The sequence below is a fragment of the Streptomyces sp. NPDC007875 genome (assembly GCF_042868035.1).
Lineage (GTDB): Bacteria > Actinomycetota > Actinomycetes > Streptomycetales > Streptomycetaceae > Streptomyces > Streptomyces antimycoticus.
The window spans coordinates 1-21023 of the sequence record NZ_JBIADZ010000035.1 but is presented as its reverse complement, the minus strand read 5'-3'; the positions used below and the strand labels follow the sequence as shown (position 1 = coordinate 21023).

18 protein-coding genes are annotated in these 21023 nt (G+C 71.6%); 5 read left to right on the top strand and 13 right to left on the bottom strand.

The window, feature by feature from the left end:
* Positions 1-3: 3 nt before the first annotated feature.
* The 3 genes from ACFYOY_RS42415 to ACFYOY_RS42405 all read left to right on the top strand — a co-directional run bounded on the left by ACFYOY_RS42415 (position 4) and on the right by ACFYOY_RS42405 (position 4259).
* On the top strand, positions 4-1350 hold the full coding sequence (locus tag ACFYOY_RS42415) for a cytochrome P450 (protein WP_351902439.1): 1347 nt from the start codon (positions 4-6) through the stop codon (positions 1348-1350).
* A gap of 342 nt (positions 1351-1692) precedes the next feature.
* A complete protein-coding gene (locus ACFYOY_RS42410) occupies positions 1693-2838 on the top strand; it encodes a tryptophan dimethylallyltransferase family protein (RefSeq protein ID WP_351902442.1) in 1146 nt (381 codons plus the stop codon).
* 47 nt (positions 2839-2885) lie between these two features.
* Positions 2886-4259 carry a tryptophanase gene (locus ACFYOY_RS42405; RefSeq protein WP_351902445.1) on the top strand — a complete coding sequence of 458 codons (1374 nt, stop codon included), beginning with the start codon at positions 2886-2888 and terminating at the stop codon, positions 4257-4259.
* A 138-nt stretch (positions 4260-4397) separates the two neighbouring features.
* On the opposite strand, the gene ACFYOY_RS42400 is transcribed toward ACFYOY_RS42405, so the two are convergent.
* The 4 genes from ACFYOY_RS42400 to ACFYOY_RS42385 all read right to left on the bottom strand — a co-directional run bounded on the left by ACFYOY_RS42400 (position 4398) and on the right by ACFYOY_RS42385 (position 7402).
* Positions 4398-4817, bottom strand: coding sequence for a DUF6479 family protein (locus ACFYOY_RS42400; protein ID WP_351902448.1), 420 nt, complete (start codon positions 4815-4817; stop codon positions 4398-4400).
* A 105-nt stretch (positions 4818-4922) separates the two neighbouring features.
* Positions 4923-5981 carry a nucleoside triphosphate pyrophosphohydrolase gene (locus ACFYOY_RS42395; protein ID WP_388593127.1) on the bottom strand — a complete coding sequence of 353 codons (1059 nt, stop codon included), beginning with the start codon at positions 5979-5981 and terminating at the stop codon, positions 4923-4925.
* Positions 5942-6559 (bottom strand): SurA N-terminal domain-containing protein, encoded by a 618-nt coding sequence (locus tag ACFYOY_RS42390; protein WP_351902453.1) that lies wholly within the window; start codon positions 6557-6559, stop codon positions 5942-5944. Before ACFYOY_RS42390 ends, ACFYOY_RS42395 begins: the two co-directional genes overlap by 40 nt.
* A 144-nt stretch (positions 6560-6703) precedes the next feature.
* Complete coding sequence (locus tag ACFYOY_RS42385; protein ID WP_351902456.1) at positions 6704-7402, bottom strand: HNH endonuclease family protein; 699 nt, start codon at positions 7400-7402, stop codon at positions 6704-6706.
* Positions 7403-7485: 83 nt separating this feature from the next.
* Here ACFYOY_RS42385 and ACFYOY_RS42380 point away from each other — a divergent pair, with 83 nt between their 5' ends.
* Positions 7486-8949 carry a DUF2079 domain-containing protein gene (locus tag ACFYOY_RS42380; RefSeq protein WP_388593123.1) on the top strand — a complete coding sequence of 488 codons (1464 nt, stop codon included), beginning with the start codon at positions 7486-7488 and terminating at the stop codon, positions 8947-8949.
* 41 nt (positions 8950-8990) lie between these two features.
* On the opposite strand, the gene ACFYOY_RS42375 is transcribed toward ACFYOY_RS42380, so the two are convergent.
* The 3 genes from ACFYOY_RS42375 to ACFYOY_RS42365 all read right to left on the bottom strand — a co-directional run bounded on the left by ACFYOY_RS42375 (position 8991) and on the right by ACFYOY_RS42365 (position 11882).
* Positions 8991-9773, bottom strand: coding sequence for a VOC family protein (locus tag ACFYOY_RS42375; protein ID WP_351902462.1), 783 nt, complete (start codon positions 9771-9773; stop codon positions 8991-8993).
* A gap of 238 nt (positions 9774-10011) precedes the next feature.
* The gene (locus ACFYOY_RS42370) at positions 10012-11274 is read right to left on the bottom strand and encodes an Ig-like domain-containing protein (RefSeq protein ID WP_351902491.1); all 1263 of its coding nucleotides are present in this window, start codon (positions 11272-11274) and stop codon (positions 10012-10014) included.
* Between the two features lie 281 nt (positions 11275-11555).
* On the bottom strand, positions 11556-11882 hold the full coding sequence (locus tag ACFYOY_RS42365; RefSeq protein ID WP_351902465.1) for a hypothetical protein: 327 nt from the start codon (positions 11880-11882) through the stop codon (positions 11556-11558).
* 99 nt (positions 11883-11981) lie between these two features.
* Here ACFYOY_RS42365 and ACFYOY_RS42360 point away from each other — a divergent pair, with 99 nt between their 5' ends.
* The gene (locus ACFYOY_RS42360) at positions 11982-12278 is read left to right on the top strand and encodes a hypothetical protein (RefSeq protein WP_351902468.1); all 297 of its coding nucleotides are present in this window, start codon (positions 11982-11984) and stop codon (positions 12276-12278) included.
* A 73-nt stretch (positions 12279-12351) separates the two neighbouring features.
* Here ACFYOY_RS42360 and hutH read toward each other — a convergent pair whose 3' ends face one another.
* From hutH to ACFYOY_RS42330, 6 genes are all read right to left on the bottom strand, one after another.
* Positions 12352-13896 (bottom strand): histidine ammonia-lyase, encoded by a 1545-nt coding sequence (hutH, locus tag ACFYOY_RS42355; protein WP_388593119.1) that lies wholly within the window; start codon positions 13894-13896, stop codon positions 12352-12354.
* A gap of 326 nt (positions 13897-14222) precedes the next feature.
* Positions 14223-15344 carry a sensor domain-containing diguanylate cyclase gene (locus ACFYOY_RS42350; protein ID WP_351902494.1) on the bottom strand — a complete coding sequence of 374 codons (1122 nt, stop codon included), beginning with the start codon at positions 15342-15344 and terminating at the stop codon, positions 14223-14225.
* A 353-nt stretch (positions 15345-15697) separates the two neighbouring features.
* Positions 15698-16492: an enoyl-CoA hydratase/isomerase family protein gene (locus ACFYOY_RS42345; RefSeq protein WP_388593117.1), complete on the bottom strand. Its 795-nt coding sequence runs from the start codon at positions 16490-16492 to the stop codon at positions 15698-15700.
* Positions 16493-16585: 93 nt separating this feature from the next.
* The gene (locus ACFYOY_RS42340) at positions 16586-18133 is read right to left on the bottom strand and encodes a cytochrome P450 (protein WP_351902476.1); all 1548 of its coding nucleotides are present in this window, start codon (positions 18131-18133) and stop codon (positions 16586-16588) included.
* A 258-nt stretch (positions 18134-18391) separates the two neighbouring features.
* On the bottom strand, positions 18392-19582 hold the full coding sequence (locus ACFYOY_RS42335; RefSeq protein WP_351902479.1) for an adenylate/guanylate cyclase domain-containing protein: 1191 nt from the start codon (positions 19580-19582) through the stop codon (positions 18392-18394).
* 147 nt (positions 19583-19729) lie between these two features.
* On the bottom strand, positions 19730-20617 hold the full coding sequence (locus ACFYOY_RS42330) for a biotin--[acetyl-CoA-carboxylase] ligase (RefSeq protein ID WP_351902482.1): 888 nt from the start codon (positions 20615-20617) through the stop codon (positions 19730-19732).
* Between the last annotated feature and the right edge of the window lie 406 nt (positions 20618-21023).

Genomic DNA, 21023 nt, shown 5'->3' with positions numbered 1-21023 from the left:
CTGATGAACACGCAATCGGATTTTTCGGCGGTGCCGCCACCCGGCTGCCCCGCCCATGGCAGCGGCAAGCGGGTGCCGCTGTACGGGACGGAGTTCGCCGCCGATCCGGGTGCCTATTACACGTATATGCGCTCATACGGCCCGGCCGCACCGGTCGAGCTCTCCCCGGGTGTCGAGGCCACGCTGATCACGGATTACTCGGCGGCGCTTCAGCTGCTGCAGAACCCCGACACCTTCCGGAAGGACTCGCGCCGCTGGCGCGATTACAACGAGGGCAAGGTCACCCGGGACAATCCGGTCGTCCCGCTGCTGGAATACCGGCCGAACTGCATGTTCACCGATGGCGCCGAGCATATGCGACTGCGGCAAGCGGTGACCGACAGCCTGGCCAAGGTGGATACGCATCGACTGAGCCGCCATGTCGAGCGCGTCGCGGACTATCTGATGGACCAGTTCATCTCCCGCGGCTCGGCCGATCTGCTCAATGACTATGCCAAACTGCTGCCGCTGTTTGTTTTCAATGAGCTCTTCGGATGCCCGGCGGAAATCGGCGACCGGGTTATCTTCGGCATTTCCGGGATTTTCGACGGAATCAATGCGGAGAAGGCGAACGAGGTGCTCGGCCAGAGCGTCAGCGAACTCGTCGCACTGAAGCGCAGGCAGCCCGGGGAAGACGTCACCTCCTGGCTTATGCAGCACCATGCCCAGCTGACCGATGAGGAAATGGTTCATCAGCTGGTGCTGCTGCTGGGTTCCGGCGCCGAGCCCCAGCGGAATCTCATCGCCAACGCGCTGCTCCTGCTGCTCTCCGACGAGCGGTACGCGGGAGCCGGGCTGCTGGTCGAGGACGCCCTCGACGATGTGCTGTGGAACAGCCCGCCGATGTCCAACTACGCCCCCCATTACCCGGTTTCCGACGTGGACTTCGCCGGGACCCGGCTGCGGGCGGGCGATCTGGTGCTGGTCTCCATCGCGGCGGCGAACACCGACCCCGCGCTGTCCGCCTCCCGGCAGCAGCTCAGCAAGCGGGCGCACCTCGCCTGGAGCGCGGGTCCGCACGCCTGCCCGGCCAAGGACACCTCTCAGCTCATCGGTGTGGTGGCCATCGAAAAACTGCTCAACCAGCTGCCCGATATTGAACTCGCGGTGCCCGAGTCGAGCCTGACTTGGCGCCCCGGTCCGTTCAACCGCGGGCTGACCGCACTACCTGCCCGATTCACTCCGATACGTACGGACAAACAGCCCGTTGCACAGCAACAGATCCCGACGGGCGACCATCGCGGCCACGCCCAGAATAAGCAGGAGAAGGGCGGCTTGTGGAGTTCGTTCCTCTCGTGGTGGAGAGCGTGATCCACACCACATCCGGAACCCATTTCATACCGCATGAATGTTCAACTGAACGGGTAGGCACTATCGCGCAATTTTTGTTGGCCCATTCCTAAGAGGAGCTGTCGTGAGGTCTCCCGCCGCCGACGACGCCACTGTCGGTCGACGATCCGCGGTTTCACTCATATCCCGACCGCACCACCCCCGCGGCCAATCGAACACCTACCCTAATTTCGCGGAAGCACACGCGATGGGAGCCGAGATACCCGCCCCACGGGGCGGGTATCTTCTCGTGGGGCATGACCGCCCGATAACCCCGCCGCACAAACCCAAACAGCCGTTCCTCTCGATTCAGCGGGAGGTTCGATGAACGGATTCCGTTCGGGTGAGACGCTGCTCGGCGACCTCGCCACGGGCCAGCTGACCCGGCTGTGCCAGGTGGCGGGGCTGAGCGAGGCCGATACGGCCGCCTACGCAGGGGTACTGATCGAGAGTCTGGGCACCTCGGCCGGACGGCCGTTGGCGCTGCCACCCCCGTCACGGACCTTTCTGTCCGACGACCACAGCCCCGTGGAGTTCTCCCTGGCCTTTCTGCCGGGGCGGGCTCCGGACCTGCGGGTCCTGGTGGAACCGGGCTGCTCCCGCGGTGACGACCTCGCGGAGAACGGCCGGGCCGGTCTGCAGGCGATCCACGCCATGGCGGACCGCTGGGGGTTCTCGACCGACCAGCTCGACCGGCTCGAGGACCTGTTCTTCCCCCACTCCCCCGAGGGGCCGCTGGCCCTGTGGTGCGCCCTGGAGCTCCGCCCCGGCGGCGTCCCCGGGGTCAAGGTCTACCTCAACCCCTCGGCGAACGGCGCCGACCGGGCCGCCGAGACGGTACGCGAGGCGCTGGCCAGGCTGGGCCATCGGCAGGCGTTCGACTCGCTGCCCCGGGCGGACGGCTTTCCGTTCTTCGCCCTGGACCTCGGCGACTGGGACGCCCCGCGGGTGAAGGTCTACCTCAAGCACCCCGGCCTGTCCCCCACCGAGGCGGGCTCCCTCCCCCGGATGTCGCCCGCACCGGGCCGGGAGCCGCTGGAGGAGTTCTTCCGCACCGCAGGGGATCTCCCCGCCGCCGAGGATCTCACCGCCGATGAAGGCGCCGACCGGCTCACCGGACGCCCCGCCCTCACCTGCCATTCCTTCACGGAGACGGCGACCGGACTGCCCAGCGGATACACCCTCCACGTGCCCGTCCGCGACTACGTCCGGCACGACGGCGAGGCCCGGGAACGGGCAGTGGCCGTGCTGCGCAGCCATGACATGGACAGTGCAGCGCTCGACCGGGCGCTGGCCGCGGTGAGCCCGCGCCCCCTCGGCGACGGGGTGGGGCTGATCGCCTACCTGGCGCTGGTCCATGAGCGCGACCGGCCGCAGCGGGTGACCGTCTACGTCTCCTCCGAGGCGTACCGGACACGGCCGCCCCGCGAGACGGTCCCCACCCGCGACCGGGTGCGGGCACGGCTGTGACATCCGCCGAGACACCGAACAACGAAAAGACAGGAGCAACGGTCAGCGTGGAGCCGTACAGGATCAAGGTCGTCGAACCGATACCCTTCACCACCCGGCAACAGCGCGAAGCGGCGCTGCAGCGTGTGAACTACAACCTCTTCGATCTGCGCGCCGAAGAGGTGACCATCGACCTGCTCACCGACTCGGGCACCGGAGCGCTCTCCGCCGCCCAGCTCGCCGCGGGGATGGCCGGCGACGAGTCCTACTCGGGCTCCCGCTCGTTCTACCGGTTCCACGAGACGGTCACCGAGCTCACCGGTTACGCGCATATCCTCCCCGCCCACCAGGGGCGCGCCGCCGAGCGGGTGCTGTTCTCCACCCTGCTGGAGCGCGGCGACCTCGTGCTGTCGAACACCCACTTCGACACCACCCGGGCCAATGTCGAGCTGAACGAGGCCGAGGCGCGCGATCTGCCGTGTCCCGAGGCCAAGAACCTCGACAGCACCGAGCCGTTCAAGGGCAACATCGATCTGGAGGCGCTCGCCCGGACGCTGTCCGGGCCCGACGGCTCCCGGGTCGCCGTGGTGGTCATGACGATCACCAACAACGGCGGCGGCGGCCAGCCCGTCTCCATGGACAACCTCAAGCGGACGGCGGCGCTGTGCCGTCAGCACGGTGTCCCGCTCTTCCTGGACGCCGCCCGGTTCGCCGAGAACGCCTGGCTGGTCACCCGCCATGAGGAGGGCTACCGCGACCGCACCCCCCGGCAGGTCGCGGAGGAGGCGTTCCGGCTGGCGGACGGCTGCATGATGAGCGCCAAGAAGGACGGCATCGTCCACATCGGCGGTTTCATCGGCACCAACGACCCGGAGCTCGCCCAGAAGTGCGAGCTGCTCCTCATCGCCACCGAGGGGTTCGCGACCTACGGCGGTCTGGCCGGACGCGACCTCGACATGATGGCGCAGGGGCTGACCGAGGTGACCGAGCCGAGCTATCTCGCCGAGCGCGCCGAGATCGCCTCCCACCTCGCCCACCGGGTCCGCGCCGCGGGCGTGGACATCGTCGAGCCGCCGGGCATGCACGCGCTCTACCTCAACGCCGGGCGGTTGCTGCCGCACATCCCGCCGCACCACTACCCCGGCCACGCCCTGGCCTGCCAGCTCTACCTGGAGGGCGGCATCCGCTCGGCCGAGCTGGGCTCGCTCTACCTCGGTGAGGAGGACGAGCACGGGAACCCGATCAAGAGCGCGCCGTACGAGCTGGTCAGGCTCGCCCTGCCGCGCCGGGTCTACACCCGCAGCCACTACGACCACGTGGGCGAGACGCTCGCGAAGATCGCCAAGAACGCGGACCAGGTGTACGGCTTCCGGATCACCGACCAGTCGCCGATCCTGCGCCACTTCCGCGCCACGCTGGTGCCGGTGCCCATCACGGGCTGACCGCCGCACCACAAGGGACACGGACGCGGGCCCGGCACCGGACACCACCGGTGCCGGGCCCGCGTCGTAGGCCCGTGTCGCGCGCCCGCGGCACAGTGGGCAGCCCGTAACCCCGGCCCCCGTGGCCGGGCCCGCGCCTCAGCCGTTGCCGAACGAGCCGCTGCTGCCCTCGGTCCAGATCGGCCGGCCCTCGGCGCCGCCCTTGCCGGAGTCCCGCGTCCCCGAGCCGCCCAGCTCGGACGGCAACCGGCGGCCGCGGTCCCGGTCCAGCTCATCGGGCTCGCGGTGCTGGGTGACATAGCCGACGCCGGCGTCGTCGTCCTGATGCCCCGGGCCATGGCCCGCCGCCCGCGCCTCGTGGTCGGCCTCCTGGGCCTTCTGCCAGGCGCCGGCGCGGGGCTGCGGATGCTGGGGCGGGACCGGTTCACGGGCCCGTAGCCGTATCCCCCACCACACGGCCCCGAAGCACAGGATGACGACCACCAGACCGACGATGAACGGCCCGGTCCCGACCAACAGGTCCCGGGTCATGGCGAGATCCTCGGTATACGTATCCATGACGGCCGGGTACCCGGACCCGCCCGGATATCACTCCGGCCCCACGGGCGTCACACCCCGCCCGCGTCACCGCCCCGTGCCACCGCGTCGCAGCACCGCGCCGCGTCACCTCCCCGCGGAGCCCTCCGCCGCCCGTATCGCGTCGCGGTAGGCGCGGGCCGCCGCGCGCAGCGCCGCCTCCGGGTCCACGCCGTCCGCCTCGGCGCGCACCGCGAGCGCCAGCAGCTCATAGCCGACGCCCGCCCCGACCGGCAGGGCCACGTCGAGAGCGGCCGTACGGGCGCGGAAGGCCAGCTTGGCGGTCAGCGCGAGCGCGGGCTGGCCGAGTGGCACCCCTTCGGTGACCGAATCGCGTTGCTTTTCGGCCGCCTTGGTCCGCAGCCAGTGCCTCTGGACGTCCTCGGCGGTCTCGGCGGCCTCGTCGCCGAAGACATGCGGATGGCGGTGGATCAGCTTGTCCACGATGCCGCCCGCCACATCGTCGATCGAGAACGGGTCCTCGGGGTCGTCCTGGGCGATCCGGGCGTGGAAGACGACCTGCAACAGCACATCGCCGAGCTCCTCCAGCAGCGCCTCGCGGTCGCCCTCCTCGATGGCCTCGACGAGTTCGTACGCCTCCTCGATGCCGTACTTCACCAGCTCCTCGTTGGTCCGGGTGCCGCTCCACGGGCACTCGGCCCGGATCCGGTCCATGACCTGCACCAGATCGAGCAGCCGGGCGCCCGGCAGATCGTAGGAACCGGGCAGCAGCTCCAGGTCCGGCATCGCCTCACGGCCGGATCCGGCCAGCCGGGCCAGCCCGTCGGTCAGCTCGGACTCGCCCTCGGCGGAGGTGAGCACGACGGCCGTGCGGCCGCCCTGGGCCACGCAGTAGTCGACCAGCTCGCGGGCGGCCGGTGAGCCCGGCTCGACCTCGACGCCCGCCTCCCGCAGATAGGGCAGCTGCGGATGGTCCGGATCGCCGGAGAGCACCCGGTCCGCGCCGTGCAGCGTCTGCCAGGCGGGCCAGGACAGCAGCCCCGGCGCCACCCGGTGGGTGGTGGTGAGGAGGACGATGCGGCCGGTGGGGGCGGCGGCGTCGGCGGGGACGGGCGAGTCAGCTGCGGTCACCCTTGCAACGTAACTTACGCCTGCTCCGGGGTGCCGCCGGAGGTGCGCAGCCATGCCTCCCTGGCGAGGACGGCGGTGCCCTGGGTGTTGTCCCACTTTCCGTAGCGGGGGTTCACCCTGATGTCGAGCGCCTTGGAGGTCCGGGCGAACACCTGGTTGACCTTGGAGGTGCCCAGCTTGCGCAGCAGGGCGTTGCGCGTGAGGTCCATCCGGACGGCCTCGTCGATGCCGCCGGGCGCGATGCCCTGCTGCAGATACAGGGCGCGCAGGGCGGTGGCCCCGCCGCTCTGCGTCTCGGCGGCGGAGCGGGCGCGCTGGATCTCGCGGCGGGTGAGGCTGATCCCGTTGTCCTTACCGGCCCGCTCGATCACCCGGAACTGGATCATCCGGATCAGCGTGTCCTGGCTCAGCCGGCCGCTGCCCGCGACCATTTGAGCCGCCCTCGGGTCATTGCGCTGCGCCTCCCGGACGGCCTTGACCTGCCCCTGGAGCTCGGACACGGTGATCCGGCCGCCGTCCATGACCGCCGCGGCGCCGGGCCGCGGGGCCTCGCCGCACGCGGTGAGCAGCGGGGCGGAGAGGAGGAGCGCGGACGCGGCGGAGACGGAGAGCGCAGTATGGCGGCGGATCATTGAGCCTCCCGGCAGAGATCGTGCGGCGCGACAAACGATCTGGCGTTGATCGATGGTATGGAGTCGGCGCGGCCTAGGCCACTGCTTGGACAACGATTCACCACGGTCTTGGTCAGCCTCCGGCCGCCATCGGCCCGAGCGGGCCTAGCGGCCGCCGGAGCGCACGGGCAGCTCGGCCGTGGGGCAGCCGCCCAACACCCGCTTCATCGCGCCCTTCTCGGCCTCGGTCACCCACAGCCCGTACGCCTTCTTCACGGCCACCTGATGCGCCACATAGTCGCAGCGGTACGCCTTGTTGGGCGGCAGCCAGGTCGCCGCGTCGCCGTCTCCCTTACGGCGGTTGGCGGACGCGTCCACGGCGATCAGATTCAACGGATCGTTGGCGAACGCCAGGCGTTTGTCCCGGTCCCACTTCTGGGCGCCCTTCTGCCAGGCGTCCGACAGCGCGACCACATGGTCGATGTCCACCTTGCTGTGGCCCCGGACGAACCGCACATCGCGACCGGTGTACGGATCGTCGGTGAGCGTGCCCGAGGCGACCAGGCAGTGGCCGTCGCGGAACCTCACGTCCTTCAGGTCCCGCTTGAGGATGTCGTCGCGGGTCCCACAGCCGTTGTCGTCGGTGTCCACCCACGAGCTGCCGAACTCGCTGCGCTCATAACCCGTCTTCGGCGCACGCCCTTTGACTGTGAGCGAGGACACAGCCGTAAGGGCCGATCCGGACGCCGCGGGCGCGCTCGAAGCGCCCCCGCCCTTGCCGCCACCCTGGTCACCGTCCTGGTCGCCGGCCTTGCAGCCGCCGACCGCCAACAGCGCGACCAGCACCGCCACAGAACTCCGCATCGGTATGCGAAACCGTCCCTGCAACCTTCCCGCCCCCTTCGCGTATCTTTTCGCACAGACCGCCCACACGATAAGGACCCTGGATGGATACGGCCGCAACCGCTCCGCCCGGCACCGGCGCCGAGAGGGCGACCGCCGTCACCACGGGGCGTACCCGGCTCGTCGCGCGAGCGGGTTTACTGCGGCATCCGCGGGCCGATCCGTACTGGCTGGCCCTCGCCCTCTTCGCCGCCTTCACGGCGCTGTCGGTCTGCCGCTACCGCCGCATGGCCACCATGTCCTGGGACCTGGGCATCTTCGAGCAGGCGATACGGGCGTACGCGCACTTCCAGGCCCCCATAGCCGATCTCAAGGGCCCCGGCGCCAATATCCTCGGCGACCACTTCAGCCCCATCACGGCGCTGCTGGGCCCCGTCTACCGGCTCTTCCCCGGCCCCGTCACGCTGCTGGTCGCGCAGGCGGCGCTGTTCGCCGTCTCCGCCGTCCCCGTCACCCGCGTCGCCGCCCGGCTGCTGGGGCGCGGCCGGGGGCTCGCGATCGGCATCGCCTACGGGGTCTCCTGGGGCGTCCAGCGCGCCGTCGACTTCGACTTCCACGAGATATGTTTCGCCGTTCCGCTCATCGCCTTCTCCCTGGAGGCGGTGATCCGGGGGCGCTGGTACCCGGCGATGCTGTGGGCCGCCCCGCTGGTCTTCGTCAAAGAGGACATGGGCGCCACCGTGGCCGCGATCGGCGCGGTCGTGTGGATCCGCGCCCGGCGTGACCCCGAGCGCGGCCCCCGCGCCGTCCCGCTCGCCGTCGTGCTGATGGGCTTCGGCGTCATGGTCTCGGCGCTCGCGCTCGGCGTCGTCATCCCCGGCTTCAACGGCGGGGGCTCGTACGACTACTGGGACAAGGTCGGCAACGGCGGTGAGCAGACGGGCACGATCCCCTTCGGCACCGCGCTGCGCACCCTGCTGTGGATCCTGCTGCCGACCACCGGTCTGCTGGCGCTGCGCTCCCCGCTGCTGCTGGCCGCCGTGCCCACCCTCGGCTGGCGCTTCCTCTCCCACGACGACCACTACTGGGGCACGGACTGGCACTACAACGCGGTGCTGATGCCGGTCGTCCTGCTGGCCCTGGTGGACGCCCTGGACCGCACCCGCGCCACCCGGCGGCCCTGGCTCGCCTCGTACGCCCGTCAGCTGCCCGCCGCGGTGTGCGGCGCGGCCCTGGCGCTGTCGTCCTCCATGCCGCTGTACGGCCTCACCCAGGGCGCCACCTACGACAAGCCGCCGCAGGCCGGCGCGGTGGAGCGGCTGCTGGACCGGATCCCGGACGGGGCGACGGTGGAGGCCAACGTCGGGCCGATAAGCCGGCTCACCAGCCGCTGCCGGGTGCTGTGGGTCGGCGCCACCGAGGACGTACAGCCGGACTACATAGCCCTGCAGGAGCCGCCGGAGCGCACCGTGCGGCAGGTGGTCGACTACGCGGGGCAGCTCCACCCGGACACGCGGTACACGCCCGTCGGCTCCACCTCGGGCTACTTCGTCCTCAAGCGGGTCTGAGCGGGATCGAGCGGGGGTTCCGCGCCGGTTCGGCCCGCGGCTCAGCTCATGGGCTTCGGGGCGATGAGGGCGAACGGCGCCCCCTGCGGGTCCTTCACCAGGGACATCCGGCCCGCGATCATGTCGTACGGCGGGCGGAGGACCGTGCCGCCCTCCGCGGACACCTTGGCCGCGGAGCGGTCGGCGTCCTCGACGGCGAAATAGACCAGCCAGTGCGGGGGCACCTCCGGCGGCATCCCCTCCCGCAGCGGCTGGAGCCCGCCGACCGTGCGGCCGTCGACGGAGAGCGCGAAATAGCCCTCAGCGCCCTCCATCGGGGTCGACTCCAGGCCCAGCGCCTCGGCGTAGAACGCCGAAGCCGCCTCCCGGTCGGTGGTGTTGAGCTCGTTCCAGATCAGCGTGCCCGGCTCGTTGACGAGACCGGTGCCGGGGAAGCTGAGCGGCTGCCAGACGCCGAAGACGGCTCCCAGCGGGTCGGCCGCCACCAGCATCCGTCCCAGGTCCATCACGTCCATGACCGGCAGCAGCACGGTGCCCCCGGCCCGGCTGATGGCCTCCGAGGTGGCCTGGGCGTCGGCGGAGCAGAAGTAGGTGGTCCACACGGTCGGCGGCGGGCCCTCACCGGACATCGACTGCGCGGACATGGCCCCCGCGACGGGCTTGCCCTTCAGGGTGCACATCGCATAGCCCCCGGCCTCCGGAGGGCCGACCTCCGCCTCCCAGCCGAACAGCCCGGAGTAGAAGTCCAGGGCGGCCCGTTGGTCGGGGATCATCAGATCGATCCAGCAGGGCGTTCCGGGCTGATAGGACGTGACTTCGGGCATGGGGCCGCCTCCGTATCGCCACCTCCGGCCGGGCGCGGCCGGATGGGATGGCCCCCTTCGGCCCATTCTCCTCCGGCCGGGGCGGCACGCCACTCGACGGGATCGCTGCGGCGCGCACCGGTCGGTGAACCGCCGGGCACGCGGCTGTCCGGCCGTTCTTGAGGCTGCCGTGAAAACCGCCGGGCGGCGGCCGGCCCGAAGGCCGACCGCCGCCCGGCGGTGGTGAGGAGAGGGTGTGTCAGGCGCCGCCGACGGCGCTTCCGGACACCCACTGGCTCCAGTCCATGTTCCATCCGTTGAGGCCGTTGTCCGGCTGGATGGTCTTGTCGTTGGAGTTCTTCACGACGACGACGTCGCCGACCTGGGAGTTGTTGTAGAACCAGGCGCCGTCCGTGTTGGCGTCGCCCGCTCCCTTGGTGTCCGACAGGCCGACACAGCCGTGGCTGGTGTTGACGTTGCCGAAGATGGACTTGGCGCCCCAGTAGTTGCCGTGGATGAAGGTGCCCGAGGTGGACAGCCGCATCGCGTGGGGCACGTCCTTGATGTCGTACTCGCCCTTGCCGTCGTCATCCGTGAAGCCGACCGTCGCGCCGTTCATCCGGGTCTCCTTGAACTTCTCGGAGATCACCATCTGACCGTTGTAGGTCGTGTTGTCGGGGCTGCCGGCCGAGATCTTGATGGTCTTCAGCAGCTTGCCGTCGCGGACGACCTTCATCTCCTTGGACTCGGCGTCGACCGTGGAGACCTGCGAGTGGCCGATCTTGAAGTTGACGGTCTTCTCCTGGACGCCCTTGACACCGGGCGACGCCTCGACACCGTCCAGGTCGAGCTTCAAGGAGACGGTCGAGCCCGCCTTCCAGTAGTCCTTCGGACGCAGGTCGAGCCGGTTCCCGTCGAACCAGTGGCCGACCACCTGCTGGCCGCTGCTGGAGGTGACCTTGATGTGCGACTCGACGTCCTTCTTGTTGGTCACCGCCTTGTCGAACCGGATCGACACCGGCATGCCGACGCCGACCGTGGAGCCGTCCTCCGGCGTGAAGTTGCCGATGAAGCTGTTGGAGGGCGAGACGGTGGTGAAGGACGAGTTCTCGGTCGCCTTACGGCCCTTGGAGTCCTCGGCGGACGCGGAGATCTTGTACTGGGTGGCGCGCTCCAGCTGCCCGCTCGGCTTCCAGGACGTCTTGTCGGGCGATATGGTCCCGGCCACGGTGTTGCCGGTCGCCGCGGACGTCATCGTGACGGAGCTGAGCTTGCCCCCGCTGACCGTGACCTTGGTGTCACTGTTGATGCCCGCGTTCGTCGCACCGGCCTTCGGCGTGATCTTGATGTGGGCGTCCGACGCGTCCTTGGCCGCTGCCTCGTCGACCTGCGACTGCGACTTGTTCCCGTCGTTCTTGGCGTCGTCACCGCCGCCATCCCCGCCGCATGCGGCGAGAGTGAGTACGCCGCCGAGCACGGCAGCCGCGGCCACCAGCCCCTTACGGCGCTTGCCGTCCGTCATCACACGCTTCTCCATTTGACCTGGATCTTGATCTGGACCCCAGAAACCCCGGACCTGCCTGAAAAGAACGCCTGTACCTTTTGGCCGGTTCCACGCACAGTAAAACTGTGCGCAAGGCCACTTAGCAAAGACACCGGACAAGCCTAAGACCCGCCGGCACCCGGACCCGTACGGCTCTGCCGTCTTCGCCCCGTCTTCGCCGCCCTGAGCCCCCTCGGTGCCGCCCTGAGCCGCCGTGTGCGCCGCCCCGGGGGCCGCCGTGGGCGCCGCCGCCCGGCTCCTCAATCGTCCTCGTCCAGGTCGGCGAAGGCCCCGGACCACTCGGCGGCGCGAGGATCGTAGTCGATGTGCTCGCTGCTCCAGGACGCCTGGGCCAGTTCGACCCCCGGCACCTCCTCCACCAACTCGAACGGATCGACCAGATACGCCAGCGCCTCGGCCTCGTCCGATTCCACCATGCGGCGCGCGTGTCCTCGCTCCTCCGCGGCCAGGGACTCATCGCCGTCGATCCGTTCGTACGTCGCGCGCCGCAGCCCGTCCGGATCGGTGATCTCCACCACGAGCTCCACGCGAAGCCGGACAAACCGGGATGTCTCGGTACTCGTCATGCGACGGAGGTTAGGGGTCCTACCCGTCTCGCTTCCGCACGACCCGCAGTTGTCACTACGATCGGCGCACGGGGTCAATTTGCCGCAGCCTCAAGGAGGATGCCGTTGTCCGCACGCCGACCGCTGCTGACGGCCGCCGCTGCCGGTTCGCTGCTGTGCGCCCTGTGGTTCGTTCCGTCCGCCAACGCGACGGTGGAGGACCCTGGGTCGTCGTCGGCGACCTCGCAGACCTCGCCCGGATCCGGGCCCAGGACCGAGGCCGTGCCCGACGGGGATCTGGCCGACACCGGCAGTGTGGACGTCACCCCGTATCTCTTCGGCGGCACGGCCTTTCTGGGCCTGGGCGTCGCGATGGTGACGGCCTCCGTACGGCGGACCCGCCCGGAGGCGTACTGACACCGCTGACGCGGCCGGTCCAGTCCGGGCGGACCGCTCGATCCACGTGGCCTCTTCCGTTCACGCGGCCGGTTCAGTCCAGGCGGCCCGTCACCGACTCCACGGCCTCGATCAGCTCTCCGGACCGTACGAACGCGTCCGCCGCGGCCAAGTCGGGCGCCAGATAGCGGTCCCCGCCCGGCCCCTCGACGCCCGCCCGGCGCACCGCCGCCAGCACCGCCCGGCTCGCGGGCGCGGGCTCCAGCCCCTCGCGCAGCTCGACGCCGCGGGTGGCGGCGACCAGCTCGACGGCCAGGACGCGGGCCAGGTTGTCCACCGCCGTACGCAGCTTGCGGGCCGCCGACCAGCCCATCGAGACATGGTCCTCTTGCATCGCGGAGGACGGGATGGAGTCGACCGAGGCGGGCACCGCCAGCCGCTTCATCTCGCTGACCAGCGCCGCCTGGGTGTACTGGGCGATCATCAGCCCCGAGTCCACGCCCGGGTCGCCGGCCAGGAAGGGCGGCAGGCCGTGGGAGCGGTTCTTGTCCAGCAGCCGGTCGGTGCGGCGCTCGGCGATCGAGGCGAGGTCGGCCGCCGCGATGGCGAGGAAGTCCAGGACATACGCCACGGGGGCGCCGTGGAAGTTGCCGTTGGACTCCACCCGCCCGTCCGGCAGGACGACGGGGTTGTCCACGGCGGAGGCCAGCTCGCGGTCGGCGACCAGCCGGGCGTGCGCGAGGGTGTCCCGGCCGGCGCCCGCGACCTGCGGGGCGCAGCGGATCGAGTACGCGTCCTGGACGCGCGGCGCGTCGTCCTGGTGGTGCCCGGTGAGCCCCGAACCCTCCAGCACCCGCAGCATGTTGGCGGCGCTGGCGGCCTGCCCCGGGTGGGGGCGGATGGCGTGGAGCTCGGGCGCGAGGACGCGGTCGGTGCCGAGCAGCGCCTCCAGCGAGAGGGCGGCGGTCACATCGGCGACGGTGAACAGCCGGGCGAGATCGGCACAGGCCATGATCAGCATGCCGAGCATCCCGTCGGTGCCGTTGAGCAGCGCGAGCCCCTCCTTCTCACGGAGCTCGACCGGCTCGATGCCGTGCTCGGCCAGCAGCTCGGCGGCCGGCCGCACCACCCCGTCGGGGCCCTCGGCCTCGCCCTCGCCCATCAGGGTCAGCGCGCAGTGGGACAGCGGCGCGAGGTCCCCGGAGCAGCCCAGCGAGCCGTACTCGTGCACCACGGGGGTGATCCCCGCGTTGAGGAGCGCGGCCATCGTCCCGACCACGACGGGCCGGACCCCGGTACGGCCGGACGCGAGCGTCTTCAGCCGCAGGAACATCAGCGCCCGCACCACCTCGCGCTCGACCCGCGCACCCATGCCGGCGGCGTGCGAACGGACGATGTTGCGCTGCAGCTGGGCGCGGAGCTCGGGGCTGATGTGGCGTACGGCGAGCGCGCCGAAGCCGGTGGAGACGCCGTAGACGGGCTCGGGCTTGGCGGCGAGATCGTCGATCACCTGCCGTGAGGCCGAGATGGCCTCGATCGCCGCCTCGGAGACCTCGACGCGCGCGGCGCCGCGTGCCACGGCGATGACATCGTCGGCGGTCGTTCCGGACGTCCCCACGACCACAGAGTGCATATCCATATTCAGGCACCCTAGAGAGTGAATCGCCCCCTGTCACCCCGCTGGACCTTCCCTCACCCCACCCCTTCCCGAACGGGGCCACCCCCACCCCCACCGGGGCTCGGCCCGCCGGGTCCGAGGGGGCGCGGCCCCGCCAAGCCCCCGGGGGTGGAGCCCCATCTTCCAGCCCCTCCGGCGATTGAGGAGCGGGGTCCGGGGCGGAGCCCCGGTTCGGGAAGGGGCGGGAACGGTGGGGAACGAAACGCGTCTCGCCCCCACGCCGGGGTCCGGGGCGGAGCCCCATCGGGGCCCTCGGGGCGGGTGGGGAACGAAACGCGCCGTGCGCCTCAGCGGCGGCCACGGAAGCGGCGACGCTCCGGGGGGTGGGCGGGGGACGTGTCAGCCAGGCGGATCACCGAGTCCTCCGTGCCCCCATCCCGCCCCGCCACCACCGGCTTGAGCGAGCGCGCCGCCTTGGCCCGGTACTGCGCCGCGTCCGCCAGACGGAAGAGGCGGCGAGCCGACGGCACGGGGCCGATCGGATCGCCCGTGGAGGCGATCCCGCAGGCGACCCCCTCGCCCATCTCCAGCTCGGCGGCCCGGCGGCACAGCTCATCCGCCACCCGCACCACCTCGTCCGCCGGGGGCCCGACCCCCAGCAGACAGAACTCATCGCCACCCAGCCGGGCCACCAGCGCCCCGGGCAGCATCGCGCCGCACAGCGAGAGCAATGAGCCGAACCGTTCCAGCAGGCGATCGCCGACCGCGTGGCCCAGGGTGTCGTTCACCCGCTTGAGGCCGTTGAGATCGCAGACCACCAGGCTCACCACGGTGCCGTCCGCGTGATACGCCTCCAGCGCCTCGTCCAGCCGTATGTCCACCGCGCGGCGGTTGCCGAGGCCGGTCAGCGGATCGGTGAAGGCGAGGCGGCGGGCCTCCTCCAGGCGCTCGGTCTGGGCCAGCCCGGCGGCGGTCACCGAGGCCAGCACGGTCGCGAAGTCGGCGTCGTCGCGGTCGAAGACGGGACGTCCGGCCGCCCGGGCCACATACAGCTCGCCCCACGCCCGCCCGTGCAGCACGATCGGGGCCACCACACAGCTCCCCCGGCCGCGCCGCCGCAGGGCGGCCACCCTCCCCCAGCTACCACTGGCAGGCGCGCCCTGGTGACCGGGCGGGGTCGAGCCGGGGCGTACGCCGTCCGCGGTCTCGACCCAGGCGTGCGGCTCGCCGCCCGCGGCCCAGTGCTCATGCAGGAACTCGGCGATCTCCGGGAAGTCGTGCACCGGATACGACTCGTCCTCCGGCAGCGGCTCCTCGCCCGCCATCAGCTCGCCCACGTTGACCAGCACCCGCAGCCGCCCCCGCGCACGCTCCCACACCGAGATCGCCGCGAAGCCGCCGTCGAGGGCGCGGCGGGCCGCCTCGGCCGCCGCGCCCACCGACTCCTGCGGGGTGTGCGCCGCCGCCATCCCCTGGGCGAGCCCCACGACGGCCCGCAATCGCCCATCGACCCCGGCGGGCCGTCCGCCGATCTCCCCGTTGTCCGTCACGACGGCCTCGCATTCCTCACGGCCATGCATCGTTCGCTCTGCTCTCCAGCGTAAGAACGTCGAGAACAATCCGCTGCGGGCCGTTCACCCCGGGTATCCGAGCGAACGGTCACCCCCGGTGACCGCGCGCTCGCCGGGCCGGGGCCACTCCCCGGACCCGGTCGGCTTCCCCGGTCCGGGATCCCTACTCCCCCGGCCCCCGGCCAGTCCGGCGGACGGCGGACGTGCTTCTCACTCTCCGGCCGGCCCGGCCAGTCCGGCCGACCCGCCCCTCACTCCCCCGGCCAGTTCGGCGACCGCTTCTCGTTGAACGCGGCAACACCCTCCGCGCGGTCGCCGGAGAAGGCCACCGTCCGCCACGCCGCGTCCTCGACCTCCAGACCGGCCCGCAGATCCAGCCCCTGCCCCAGCCGCAGCGCCTTCTTGGCGGCCCGCACGCCCACCGGGGAGTTGGCGGCGATGGCCCGGGCCAGCTCCAGCGCCTGGGTCCGGTCCTCGCCCTCCGCCGCCAGCCGGTCCACCAGGCCCAGCTCATGGGCCTCCGCGGCGGCCACCCGGCGTGCGGAGAAGATCAGCTCGGCGGCGCGTGCGGCGCCCACCCGGCGCGGCAGCAGCTGGGTTCCGCCGCCGCCCGGGATCACCCCGACCGACACCTCCGGCAGCCCCACCACGGCGGTGGGGTCGGCGACGATCACGTCACAGGACAGGGCCAGCTCGAAGCCGCCGCCCAGCGCAAAGCCGTGCATCGCGGCGATGGCGGGCATCGGCAGCTCCAGCACCCCGGTGTAGGCGGCGCGGGAGACCGGCCGGTGCCGCAGCATCTCGGCGTCGGAGAGCGAGTTGCGCTCCTTGAGGTCCGCGCCCACGCAGAAGGCCCGCTCATGGGTCGAGGTCAGCACGACGGCCCGCACGTCACGGTCCTCGGACAGTGCCGCGCAGGCCGCCGTGATGCAGCGCGCCATCTCGGAGGAGACGGCGTTCATGGCCTTGGGCCGGTCCAGCACCAGCTCGGCCACGAAGCCGTCCCTGCGGACCGCGACCCACTCCCCGTACCGCTGCTCACTCATCACACACTCTCCCGGTTAACGACCGTGAACCCCATGCGGCGATCATTTCAGCTCCCCGGGGTGTGCGGAACCTGTGAGCCACCCGGACCGGGCCTAGCGGGCCCGCCGCCACCGGTTCAGAAAGCCCAGCAGGACCGACTGTTTCTGCCCGTCCTCACCCTGCTCCTCCAGGTCCGTCCCCTCCAGGGGCTCACCTCCGGACACGGACGCCCCCTCGGTGGCGAGCGGCAGCGAGAACGGCGGGATGGGCGGCGGCGGAGGCGCCCCCTGCGGCATGCCCTGCGGCATGCCCGGCAGCGCCCCTTGCGGCGCCTCGGGCCGCTGGTCCTGCGGGTCCCGCTCGCCGGGGCGGGCGGCGGGCGGGCCGGGGCGCCGTCCCCCCGGCCTGGCGACGGGGGCGAACCGCACCGGCAGGGAGACCACCCCCCGTACGAAGATCCCGGACAGCCACTTCAGCTCCTCGACATCCCCGGCCAGCGCGAGGTCCGGGATCCGGTCCAGCAGCTTCTCCAGCGCGACGGAGGCGATCAGCCGGGCCGAGCCCCGGCCGGGGCAGGCGTGGGGGCCCGCGCCGAACGCCAGATGGGCCCGGTTGCCCTGCTTGTGCGGGGACCTCAGCAGGGCGTCCCGGTTGGTCGCCGCGAAGCTGATCATCACGGCGTCGCCCGCGCGCAGCCGCTTCCCGGCGAGGTTGGTGTCATGGACCGGGAAGTAGAGCCCCATGTTGGCCAGCGGCGGATCGGTCCAGAGCACCTCGTCCAGGGCGTCCTCGACGAGCATGCTGCCGCCCATCAGCTCGCCCGAGAACCGCTCGTCGGTGAGCAGCACCCGCAGCGAGTTGCCGATCAGACCGGGCACCAGCCCGGTCACCATCCCGATCAGCAGCAGGAGCTGCTCGACCAGCTCCTCGTCGGTCAGCCGCGCCGGATGGGCGATCAGCCAGGACGTGATGTCGGCGCCCGGATCGCGTCGCTTGAGGTCGATCAGCTCGCGCAGCGCCGCGCCCGCGGCCCGGTCCCCGCCCGCGGGATCCGAGCCGTCGATGAACGCCACCACGCCCCTCAGCAGCGGGTCCATGGACTGCTGCGGGAAGCCGAAGAGCTGGCTGGTCACCAGCACCGGGACCAGTGCGCAGTACGTCCCGATCAGCTCGGTCTCGCCCGCCTCGCAGAACTGGTCGATCAGCGAGTCGGCGATGCGCTCGACATAGTTCCGCAGCGCACCGGAGTCGATCCGGCCGGTGCAGTCCTCGATGGCGCCGCGCAGCCGCCGGTGCTCCTCGCCGTCCACGAAGTCGGCCTGCGGCCGGGGCCTGATGACCTGCGGGGCATAGCTGGTCCCGGGCAGCACGCCCTCGTTCCTGGCCCGCCAGTGGCGGGGGTCCTTGGAGAAGGTCTCGGGGCGCCGCATGATCTCCAGCGCGGTGTCGTACCCCAGGCACAACATGGCCGGGACGCCTCTGTCCAGCTCCACCGGCGCGAGCTGGCCGTGGGTCTCACGCAGGCGCCGGTAGACCGCGAAGGGGTCTCTTCCGAACTCGGGCGCGTGGAGCGGCTCGGCACCGGCCCCCTCATGGGCGGGGCAGCCCGGCGGAGGTAAGGCGTCCGGACGCTGAGCACTCGAATCGTAAAGCGGGGTCACACGAGCTCCTGGACACCGCCGGGCCCACCCCGCGGGCGGACGCGGACGGTGCTACTTCGACGACAGGACCTGGGATCCACCGAGTGGATCTTGCGGACGTAGGCTAGCCCAACAGGCCCGGATCCGCGCCCGGTTCAACGATCCGGCCGAAGCCACCGAAGGGATCCGGACGACAGTCGCCCGCCATGTCCCGCCCGGCGGCGACCCGGGGTCATGCGCGACGGCGCCCCGAGGTCATGCCCGGCCGCCCGCCCGGGGTCATGCGCGGCGGCTCAACAGCCACGGCTCCACGACCCCCAGACCACGCACCGGCCGCTGCCACATCGGCTGGAGCGCGAACCGGTACGAGGGCGGCTCCTCGCCCTCCTTCTCCGCCGCGGCGGCCGCCTCCGCGGCCTCCGCCTCCGACACCGGGGCGTCTCCGGTGCGGCTCAGCTCCTCCGCGAACGCGCCGTCCACCAGGACCGCGTTCTTGGGGGCTATGGACGTCAGCCGGCTCGCCAGGTTCACCGTCGTTCCGAAGACGTCGCCCATGCGGGTCGTGACCGTGCCGAACGCGATCCCGACCCGCAGCTCCGGCATCGTCTCGTCATGCGTGAGCGTCTCGATCAGGCGCAGCCCGATCTCGGCGGCGATGCCCGCGTCGTCGGCCGCGTAGAGCACCTCGTCGCCCAGCGTCTTGATCAGCCGCCCGCCGTGGGCCGCCACGAGGTCGGCGGCCGTGGTCTCGAACGCCTCGACCAGCTCGCCGAGCTCCTCCTCCTCCAGCCGCCGGGTCAGCCGGGTGAAGCTCACCAGGTCCGCGAAGCCGACCGCCAGCCGCCGGTCCACCATCTCCGCGTCGTCCGCCGCCTGCACCACCCGGCCGGTCGCGGCCGCGAGCTGGCGCCGGTAGACGTAGACCAGGAACTCCTCAAGCTCCGGCAGCAACAGCTCGACCAGCGGATACGCGATCTCGGTCCGGGTCATCCCGGTCTCCTGGGGGTCGGTGAGCCCCTCCAGGAACGAGTCGATCTGCCAGTCCGCGAGCCGAGCGCTGGTCTGGCCGGTGGACCGCGCCACCTGGATGGCCATCGGCTCGCTCAGCAGCCCGGCCTCCACCAGACCGGACAGCCGGCGCAGCGCCAGTACATCGGCCTCGGTCAGCGCCTTGGCCTGGCCGATGTCGGCGAAGCCCATGGCCCGCCAGAAGCGGGTGGCCAGCTCGACCGAGACGCCCGCGCTGCGGGCGGCCTGGAAGGGGGTGTAGCGCCGCTCGGCACCGAGGATGAGCTGCTCCAGCCGGAGCGCGATGGGATCCGGCTGGTCCTCCTCGTCGGGGGCCTCCTCGGGAGCCTGGGCGGCGGAGCTCTCCCGCGCCCCGGTGTCCCGTACGGCCCCGTCCGGCGCGGCGGCGTCCCACGCCTCGCGCTCCTCGGCCGTGCCGGAACCCGCGTCGTCGGCGGTCACCGCCCGCCCCCTGTCAGATCCCTGCGCACTGCCCTTCCGTTCCCTCTTCCCGGTTGGGGTTCCGAATCGCCCACAGCCGCCCCGAGCTGGACCGACCGCGACCACGATACGTCAGGTGTGCCGTAGCTCACTCTCCACGGCAGGGGTTCATTCCTCCCTCGGTACGGAGCGTAGATGCACGATGTCCCCGGCGGAGACCGGCTCCTGAACCCCGCCCTCGGTGGCCAGAACCAGCCGTCCGTCGCCGTCGACCGCGACCGCCTCGCCGACGCGCTCCCGGCCGCCCGGAAGCTCGGCGCGCACCTGCCGCCCGAGGGTCGCACAGCCCGCCGCGTAGGTCTCCTGGAGGCCGCTCGCCCCGGGGTCGCCCTCGAAGCGGCACCACTCCCCGTACCACTCCGCGATCGAGCGCAGCACGGCCCGCAGCAGCGGATCGCGGTCGGTGGAGATCGCGTCGGCCAGGGCCAGCGACCCGGCGGTGGGCACCGGAAGCTCATCGGCGCGCAGCGAAACGTTCAGCCCCATGCCGATGACCACCGCGTCCCCGGCCCGCTCGGCGAGGATCCCGCCGAACTTCCGCTCCTCGCCCGCCACCGTCACCAGCAGGTCGTTCGGCCACTTCAGCGCGGTGTCCACGCCCGCCGTGCGGCTGAGCGCCCCGGCGCTCGCGACCCCGGCCAGCAGCGGCAGCCAGCCCCAGCGCTCCGTGGGCACGCCGGCGTCGGCGGGCCGTAGCAGGATGGAGAAGAAGAGCCCGGACCGGGCCGGGGCCGTCCAGGCGCGGTCGAGCCGACCGCGCCCCGCGGTCTGCTCCTCGGCGACGAGCACCGCGCCCTCGGGGGCTCCGGCCCGGGCCCGGGTGACCAGATCCGTATTGGTCGAGCCGGTCGCCTGCACCACCTCGAACTCGGTCCACAGCCCGCCGGGGCGCACCAGACCCCGGCGCAGCGCGGTAGCGTTCAAGGGGGGCCGCTCGAGATCGGACCAGCGGCCGGGCCCGTCACCTGGGCTCCCTGAGGTGTCAGAAGGCGTCATGAGGGCCAGCCTAGGGTCAGGAGGTGTGGCCAACGACGCAGTGCCACCAAGCGGAGCCGCCGATACGCTACGTGCCGGTAGCCCAGCCGGCGCAACGGCTGCCGAACGGTCCGTAACCACCGAACGTCCTTAGGCCCCACTGATCACGATTCCGACCCCATACCCCGTTTCCACCGCTTCCTCCGATTCCCTCCGACCCTGAAGAAGTCCGCCGTATCCAGAAGTCCGCCGTATCCACCCCCAGGACGAGCAGGAGCCGCATCCCGATGTCCGAGCCGGAGATCGCCCCCGAGATTCCAGACCGTCACACCACCGCGGGGAAGCTCGCGGATCTGCAGCGCCGCATCGAAGAGGCGACCCATGCGGGGTCCGCGCGCGCGGTGGAGAAGCAGCACGCCAAGGGCAA

What these genes read in the sequence shown, in the direction of transcription:
- ACFYOY_RS42415 (WP_351902439.1), top strand. Translation starts at nt 4, where the DNA reads ATGAACACGCAATCGGATTTTTCGGCGGTGCCGCCACCCGGCTGCCCC.
- ACFYOY_RS42375 (WP_351902462.1), bottom strand. Translation starts at nt 9,773, where the DNA reads ATGCCCGAAGTCACGTCCTATCAGCCCGGAACGCCCTGCTGGATCGAT.
- ACFYOY_RS42400 (WP_351902448.1), bottom strand. Translation starts at nt 4,817, where the DNA reads ATGGATACGTATACCGAGGATCTCGCCATGACCCGGGACCTGTTGGTC.
- ACFYOY_RS42365 (WP_351902465.1), bottom strand. Translation starts at nt 11,882, where the DNA reads ATGACGAGTACCGAGACATCCCGGTTTGTCCGGCTTCGCGTGGAGCTC.
- ACFYOY_RS42345 (WP_388593117.1), bottom strand. Translation starts at nt 16,492, where the DNA reads ATGAGTGAGCAGCGGTACGGGGAGTGGGTCGCGGTCCGCAGGGACGGC.
- ACFYOY_RS42350 (WP_351902494.1), bottom strand. Translation starts at nt 15,344, where the DNA reads ATGGCGGCGGCGCACACCCCGCAGGAGTCGGTGGGCGCGGCGGCCGAG.
- ACFYOY_RS42385 (WP_351902456.1), bottom strand. Translation starts at nt 7,402, where the DNA reads ATGCGGAGTTCTGTGGCGGTGCTGGTCGCGCTGTTGGCGGTCGGCGGC.
- ACFYOY_RS42370 (WP_351902491.1), bottom strand. Translation starts at nt 11,274, where the DNA reads ATGACGGACGGCAAGCGCCGTAAGGGGCTGGTGGCCGCGGCTGCCGTG.
- ACFYOY_RS42360 (WP_351902468.1), top strand. Translation starts at nt 11,982, where the DNA reads ATGCCGTTGTCCGCACGCCGACCGCTGCTGACGGCCGCCGCTGCCGGT.
- ACFYOY_RS42410 (WP_351902442.1), top strand. Translation starts at nt 1,693, where the DNA reads ATGAACGGATTCCGTTCGGGTGAGACGCTGCTCGGCGACCTCGCCACG.
- hutH (WP_388593119.1), bottom strand. Translation starts at nt 13,896, where the DNA reads ATGGATATGCACTCTGTGGTCGTGGGGACGTCCGGAACGACCGCCGAC.
- ACFYOY_RS42330 (WP_351902482.1), bottom strand. Translation starts at nt 20,617, where the DNA reads ATGACGCCTTCTGACACCTCAGGGAGCCCAGGTGACGGGCCCGGCCGC.
- ACFYOY_RS42395 (WP_388593127.1), bottom strand. Translation starts at nt 5,981, where the DNA reads ATGGCTGCGCACCTCCGGCGGCACCCCGGAGCAGGCGTAAGTTACGTT.
- ACFYOY_RS42380 (WP_388593123.1), top strand. Translation starts at nt 7,486, where the DNA reads ATGGATACGGCCGCAACCGCTCCGCCCGGCACCGGCGCCGAGAGGGCG.
- ACFYOY_RS42390 (WP_351902453.1), bottom strand. Translation starts at nt 6,559, where the DNA reads ATGATCCGCCGCCATACTGCGCTCTCCGTCTCCGCCGCGTCCGCGCTC.